The sequence below is a fragment of the Kamptonema sp. UHCC 0994 genome (assembly GCF_029167235.1).
GTDB lineage: Bacteria > Cyanobacteriota > Cyanobacteriia > Cyanobacteriales > Microcoleaceae > Kamptonema.
In genome coordinates, this window is the sequence record NZ_JARFTR010000089.1 from 1 (window position 1) to 7606 (window position 7606).

The following is a 7606-nucleotide window of genomic DNA, read 5'->3' on the forward strand; positions in this document are numbered from 1 at the left end:
CTTATCCGATTTCACGAATAAAATTAATGTATCTTCTGTTTGTTGACTATTTTCTACTAAAACTTTCGGTAAATTTAGCAACTTCGTCATTAACCTATTCATAATACACTCGTTTGTTGGGTACTTATCTAATATTTTAGCACAGTAAGTACGGAAGACCCCGATGTTTTGGGAGTGGTGACAGTTAACAGTTAACCGTTAACCGTTAACAAATAGCCAAACAGCAGTTAAAATCTACATTACACAGCAAAAGTAGGAGAAGTAGTAGTAGTGGAAGTTCTAGACATCAAACGGGAAATCGAAACGTTGTGCGATCGCCTGGGTAAAACCCAGGACTATCTTTGACATTCCCGCACTCACAGCCAAAATCTCAGATTTAGAACAAATCGCGGCTCAACCGCAATTTTGGGACGACCAAAACGCAGCCCAAAATATACTCCAAGAACTTAACGACCTCAAATCGCACTTAGAGCAGTATAATCAGTGGCAAACCAGTCTTGAAGACGCGGGGGCCATCTTGGAGCTGCTGGAGTTAGAAACCGATGAATCGCTGCTCCAAGAGGCTTACACTAATCTTTCCCAATTGAGTCGCGAACTCGATCAGTGGGAACTGCAACAATTACTCTCAGGGCCCTATGATGCAGGCGGAGCAGTTTTGACCATTAACGCCGGTGCTGGGGGTACGGATGCTCAAGATTGGGCGGAAATGTTACTGCGGATGTATACTCGCTGGGGAGAACGCCAGGGTTATAAAGTACACTTGGCTGAAATTTCTGAGGGAGAGGAAGCAGGCCTGAAGTCGGCTACTTTGGAAATTGTTGGTCGTTATGCTTATGGGTATTTGCGATCGGAGAAAGGAACCCATCGCCTAGTCAGAATTTCGCCATTTAATGCCAATGATAAGCGCCAAACCAGTTTTGCTGGAGTGGAAGTGATGCCAATTCTCGATCGTTCCGTAGAGTTGGATATTCCAGAAAAGGATTTGGAAGTCACGACATCTCGCGCTGGCGGTAAAGGTGGTCAAAATGTCAACAAGGTAGAAACAGCGGTGCGGATAGTTCACCTTCCCACTGGTTTAGCCGTGCGTTGTACTGAAGAGCGCAGCCAATTGCAAAATAAAGAAAAAGCTCTCGTTCTTCTTAAGGCTAAGTTATTAGTGGTGGCTCGCGAACAACGAGCTAAGGAAATTGCGGAGATTCGCGGAGATATGGTGGAGGCGGCTTGGGGAAATCAGATCCGCAACTATGTTTTTCATCCTTATCAAATGGTAAAGGATCTGCGGACTGGGGTAGAAACGACTGCGATCGCAGATGTGATGAATGGTGAATTAGAGCCGTATATTCAAGCTTATCTGCGGCAAGAAAATCAGTTAGTTGAATCCGCAGTAATTTAATCTGGTTGAGTATTAGTTAACTGAAGATAACTAAAAATTCGGACGATCATCCTTGAGAAATGAAAATACTTAGAGAATAGATAATTAAGATAAGGTTTTGCAAATGATGACTTTTAATGATGTAGTTGAGGTAATCAAAGGTCTTTCTACGGATGAAAAGCAGGAAATTCAACTCTTGTTGAACCAATACATCCGGGAAGAACGCCGCGATCGGATATATGATAACTTCAAATTAGCGCAGGTAGAACAGCAAAAAGGTGAACTTAAGTTTTCCTCTGATATTAACGAACTGAGACAACTGATAGAGGAATGATCGTGGAAGTTAAATTTTCGCAAAGATCTGTTAGAAAAGCAAGCAAATATGAACAACGAATTTACTTCGAGCAAATCTCAAACTGACTGGCAACGCCTAGATGCCATGACTGATGAAGATATTGATTTATCTGATTGCCCCGAAATTACGCCTGAAATGTTCGCTAAAGCAGTAGTTCGGCGAGGTTTGCCCAACACTCAGACTAAAGCTCAAGTCACCTTACGCATTGACAGTGATGTTTTGGATTGGTTTCAATCTCAAGGTCATGGTTATCACACCCAGATCAACGCTTTACTGCGAGCATACATGGAAGCGCATCAATAAATGTCAAATCCTGAATTATTGGCTCAACTTCATATTGACCTGCTCTATTCCCACTGACCATTGTTATTGGTTCCGTTAATACTGAATTGCCTTCAACCCTATATTATCAGAACTAACCTCTTTTCGTTAATAAGGAAATTTTTAAGAAAACTATAGATGAGGTAGGTGCTGATAGTTGGGCTATCGTTATGCTACGATCAGTTGGATAATTATGGGGTGTTAAATTTCGTTCCCTCAACCCAACCTTAAAATTAAATTAACAATACAGATGTAGTTCGTGAAGGTTATAAAAGTGAGCGAAAATACCATCAAGTTACTCGATGTTGTAGCATTGACAGTAGATTTGCCAGATTATAATTTGTGGCGTGGGCAAGTCGGTACAGTGGTTGAGACATTAGCAAATGGTGCAGCCTTTGAAGTAGAATTTAGCGATCGCAACGGACGGACTTATGAATCTCTTGGGTTACGCGCAGAGCAAATAATGGTGTTGCACTTTGAACCGGCATCTCCTGACTTGAAATCTAAAATGGCTATAGCATAGTACAAAGCAGAAGACGCAGAGGGAGAGAAAAGAGAGAAATTAAATAGATAATATTTAATTTACCAAGGATTGCCAATCATTGTAAAAGCGGCCCAATAATAAGGATGCGATAAAAGTCTATTCCCACGAGCTGCAATTGGCGAAGGTAAAGAAATTACATCCTCTCGTCCCGCTACGCGCAAGGCCCCGTTTTCTAATCGCACTTGGCCACGTAGCATCGCAAGTTGCGCCTGTCTCAATGCTTGCGCTTTAATAATTGGGCGATTATTTTCTCCACGCGATCGCAACTGCTGATAAAATTCTACCATTAGTCCTAAAGTCCCTTCGTCGCTGACTTCCCATAAACTCGCTAAAGCCGATCGCGCACCGCTAGCAACTGCCAATCCTGCAAATCCTAACTCCGCTTGTTCGTCTCCTAATGCTGTGCTACAAGCGCTCAATACTAATAAGTTTACTGGCGGATCGTTCCATTTCAATTGTCTCATTTGATCTAATCTTAGTTTAGTATCCCACAACTGAATATAAGAATTACTCGGTACTCCTGGCTGAAATTCGCTATGAGTTGCTAAGTGAATTATTCCAAAAGATTGCGCTGCTCGTTGAGCTTGTAAATTAGCTAGAGTAAAATCTTGATTGAGGAAAGATTTACCTTGTTCTGGGGACGCGATCGCAGATAATTCTACTGGTACTGCGGGTAATGGTGGTTTGTCAGTAAATATTGATGCTCCCATTCCTAAAACTTCTTGGTCGCTAATATCTTCGTAGCGAGTATCTGTTAAACTGAAACTGGGCATGATGCTAATACTATAATTTTCTACTAAGAATTGCTGACCGCTATGAAGAGCGGCAAATGGTATACTCCGCAAACCTGATGAGGGGATAATAATTAAGTTTTGAACGTTTAAGGCTTTTAAATCTGCTTCTAAAGGAGCTATTAGCCAACGGTAAAGCTGTTGCGCTGGTTCCAAATAAACGGCTGTATTTCTGAGTTGCGGATTGGTAATATCACTCTGGAAATTGTCAGCTACTTCTAATAACTGTAATCGAGTTACTTCTGGTACTAAAGCACGGATAGTCTGTCCAGAAGGATTAACGAGTACGAGTTCTAAGCGATCGGTATCATTTCCGGTATTAAGTGATAATTGGTTGGATCTTTCTGGGTTGATTTTGAGCAATGAGCTATTTTCTCGTACTGTTGATGACGCATTACCTCTAACCCAATTCATATAAATGATTGCAGATTTAATTCCAGTTTCTGCTTCATTTCTGCGAAGGGTATCGTAGACAACAGACATATTGCTGACGGGTTCTCTCGCGGGGAGTTCTAAATATTTTTCATACTCCCGCGTGAAGTTTTCTTCAAATGCTAATACTCCCGTTAAATCTACATTAATCGCTAAGTTTGGAATAGGAATATCTGGTTTTGGGCCATATTCTCTTTCGGATGAGCTTTGTGACGATCGCGTTTCTCCTTGAAGAGATGTTACAATTGATACCTCGGAAGTGGTCGATAAAGGTAAAGATTCAGGTGTTGGACTTGGAATCGGATTAGGTGTTGGACTTGGAGTAGGATTAGGTGTTGGACTTGGCGTAGGATTAGGTGTTGGACTTGGAGTAGGATTAGGTGTTGGACTTGGAATAGGATTAGGTGTCGGACTTGGTGTAGGATTAGGTGTAGGATTTGGTGTAGGACTTGGTGTAGGATTAGGTGTAGGATTAGGTGTAGGATTAGGTGTAGGACTTGGTGTAGGATTAGGTGTAGGATTAGGTGTAGGACTGGGAGAATTTCCTGTTGTAATTAAAGAAATCTGATTAGGTGAATTTCCTTGTCTGTAAGTTCCTTCAAAAGAGCGATCGGGTAAAATAACATTACTAATTCCGGTATTAATTGCGCCTCTAGTTCCATTTGTAGTAGCATTTCCGACAATAAAAGATTGTTCGCTACCGCCTCCGTGTCGAATCGCGATCGCGCCTCCACCTTCGCCGCCAACTGTAGAAATGCTAGACTCGATACCTTCTAAGTCTCTAAAAGTATTGCTGGCGCGGAATAAACCAGAAGTAGCGATCGCAACTGTCCCCCCATTCCCATTACTTCCACCTTGAGCGTCGATCGCACCGATATTAATGTTATCCTGTGCATTGAGGAAGATATTACCACCGCTACCCTCAGTACCGCTAACGTTAATATTGCCAGTAACAATTTCCCCAGACGATCGCACTTCAATATTACCGCCTCTAACTCCCGAAGCATTCAAACCTTGGGAGACGACAGATCCAGCTTCAATTAAAATATTACCGCCAGAAACCGCAACATTTCCCCCGAAAGTCGCTTTATCGTTTGCATTTACCTGCAAACTACCCGCCGCAATTGTCGAATTTGCCGTTATATTACCACCACTTTCAAGCGCGATCGCGCCTAACCTTCCACTATTACCAACCGCATCCTCAAAAGCGATATCGCCTCCCGCCTTGATTTCTAGGTTATTCGCATCTCCCTTGCTATCAAAAGTATTGGTAAAAGTGATATCATCCGATGCTCTCAAAGACACATTTCGCGCGATCGCTACTGCACTATTAAATGTTATGCTACTTGCGGTGATATTCCCCGCAACTTCCGCATTTTCAGCGTTAACATTCAAACTTGTCAGAGGTATGCTTTCACCCACACCACCACCTAATTGCAGTCGCAAAGCCTCGATCGCGAGTTCGTGACTGCCATCAACCCTACCTGGTAAAATAATATTACCCTGACCTTGAGTGCTGAGGGCGACATCATCACCCAGTAAAACATTGCCGCCAAAAGTGATACTGCCGCCAGATGTAGTAATATTAGCATTGAGAGTGGAAGATAGAGCATTAAGCGCGATCGCCGCATCTCCCCTTCCCGTCACTTCACCGTTAACAACGATCGCCCCTCCTTGAAGCGTCACTGGATCGTTAAACGTCACAGGATTAACTATAGTAATCACGCCTCTACCATCAGAGCCCCCAATAGCGATCGCACTAAAACCGTCAGCGATCGCACCAATATCTGTCGGCGTTAAGTCCAAAACCCCTAAAATATCCGCTGTCCCACCTAGATTAATATCTCTGCTACTAAGTGTTTCTAAACGAATTGTACCGCCAATACTACGAGTTGAACTATCACCACCCCTGAAATCAATCCCATTACCTCTTAAAGTAATATTGCCACCATTAGCATCAAGTCTACCAACAGAAATACTAGCGGCAGAAATATTAATATCGCCTCCCTGAGTCTGAATCAAATCGTTAGCATCGATGACAACAAACACCCCATCGGTTTTAAAAGTAACAGAATTTCCTTTACCAGATTGCAATGTCAGTGCATCATCTGGTAAATTATTAAGAACAATACTGTTAGTAGTTTCAACAATAATATTACTATCCGCAGCAATGCTTTCTAATTGTGATTCAGAGAGAATTGTTGGGTTAGATCCGAATTGCGCCGCCCTGCGATTTGCCGTAAAAACATTAATTTGTGAAAATCCCGATCCAGCTTCAATAATAATATCACTTGGATCGAGTAAAAGAGTGCCGATCGCACCATTAGGAGCACGAGTATCTACCTTACCCGCGAAACTCAAAGAATTTTTACCCGACACCTCCACAAAACCCCCATCACCTCCCAGAATCCCGCCTCGCGCAGCGATATTCCCCAAAAAGTTAGTCCTACCATTGGCCCAAACCACAACGCGGCCACCGTTATTGAAGGAAGAAGGAAGAGGGAAGAAGGATGAAGGATGAAGGGAAGAAATGCCGTTAGCGGCGATGTTAGAATTGCTATCGATCGAAGTTTCAGCGGCATTAAAATTGCCTTGACCTTGGAAATCACCGCCAATGAATACATTACCGCCGTTAGTACCAGAAGCGTTAATATTAGCTGAAATTAGACCGACTCGATCGCCTAAAATTGCAACTCTTCCTCCTGAGAGAAAAGGGGAAGATACATCGATGGAACCAGACAGAATCGTAGTTCCCGGTGAAAGTGGGATAGTTATACCAGAATTAGTTAGCTGAACCGTACCATCGTCATTAACAGTAATTCCTGTAGCGTGACTTTCACCCATACCTGCGATCAATTGGGGAATTGCGATCGCATTGAACGAGGCCCCAGTCGCGATTTCCAAACTCAAAAGATGTCCTGCTTGAGAGATGCGAACCAAATTTTCCCCAGGGACAGCAGCAATAGTAATCGCACCTCCCGGCGCTGACAATTGCCCAGTATTAATTACCACACCGCCAAGTAAACTTAAACTTTGCCCCTCACTAACTGCCAAATTACCAGCATTGACAATTACCCCTGTTTGCGAACCAAAATTAAAAGAGTTAGGAGTTCCTACTAAGGTTGAATAATCATTAACTCCTGTAGCATTAAACCAGCGATCGCCAAAACCAATCCCGTTAGCAGTTGTCGCTAGAAAAGATCCAGGTACATCTAATCTTGCACCTTGACCAAAAACAATACCCGCAGGATTCATTAAAAATAAATTAGAGTTGCCACCACTAACAGAAATTAAGCCATTGATCGAGGAAACATTTCCGCCGACAACCCGCGTTAAAATATTCCTAATATTAGGATTAGTCAAAAAATTAGCAATTTGAGTTTCACTAAGACCAAACTGACTAAAACTGTGAAAAAGATTCGTGCCATCTCCAGACAGTTTACCACCGCTAATATCGAAGCGATCGCCTTCAGATTTAACAGTAGTGCCAGTACCATCAGCAGCGGGGATAATTTGTTCTGCTTGTACTGCGATTGGGAACAGCCAAGGTAAGCTCAAAAATAATAAAAAGTAAAAATAACTCATTCGTAAAAGAAGGAAGAAGGAAGAAGGAAGAAGGAAGAAGGAAGAAGGAAGAAGGAAGAAAAATTTAGTTATCTAGGAGAGAAGGAAGAAAAATTTAGTTATCTAGGAGAGAAGGAAGAAAAATTTAGTTATCTAGGAGAGAAGGAAGAAAAATTTAGTTATCTAGGAGAGAAGGAAGAAAAATTTAGTTATCTAGGAGAGAAGGA

Annotated in this window: 5 protein-coding genes; 4 read left to right on the forward strand and 1 reads right to left on the reverse strand. The window is 42.4% G+C overall.

Features of this window, described 5'->3' with window-relative positions:
- The first annotated feature begins 270 nt into the window (after nt 1-270).
- From prfB to PY364_RS09155, 4 genes are all read left to right on the forward strand, one after another.
- A protein-coding gene (gene prfB / locus PY364_RS09140) for a peptide chain release factor 2 (protein ID WP_275521969.1) occupies nt 271-1393 on the forward strand; the annotation gives its coding sequence in 2 pieces (ribosomal slippage) (nt 271-342 and nt 344-1393; 1122 coding nt in all).
- Nucleotides 1394-1496: 103 nt separating this feature from the next.
- Nucleotides 1497-1706 (forward strand): hypothetical protein, encoded by a 210-nt coding sequence (locus tag PY364_RS09145; RefSeq protein ID WP_275521970.1) that lies wholly within the window; start codon nt 1497-1499, stop codon nt 1704-1706.
- 48 nt (nt 1707-1754) lie between these two features.
- Nucleotides 1755-2030, forward strand: coding sequence for a BrnA antitoxin family protein (locus PY364_RS09150; RefSeq protein WP_275521972.1), 276 nt, complete (start codon nt 1755-1757; stop codon nt 2028-2030).
- Between the two features lie 292 nt (nt 2031-2322).
- On the forward strand, nt 2323-2571 hold the full coding sequence (locus PY364_RS09155; protein WP_275521974.1) for a DUF4926 domain-containing protein: 249 nt from the start codon (nt 2323-2325) through the stop codon (nt 2569-2571).
- Nucleotides 2572-2630: 59 nt separating this feature from the next.
- Here PY364_RS09155 and PY364_RS09160 read toward each other — a convergent pair whose 3' ends face one another.
- Nucleotides 2631-7400, reverse strand: a complete 4770-nt coding sequence (locus PY364_RS09160; RefSeq protein ID WP_275521976.1) for a CHAT domain-containing protein — start codon at nt 7398-7400, stop codon at nt 2631-2633.
- Between the last annotated feature and the right edge of the window lie 206 nt (nt 7401-7606).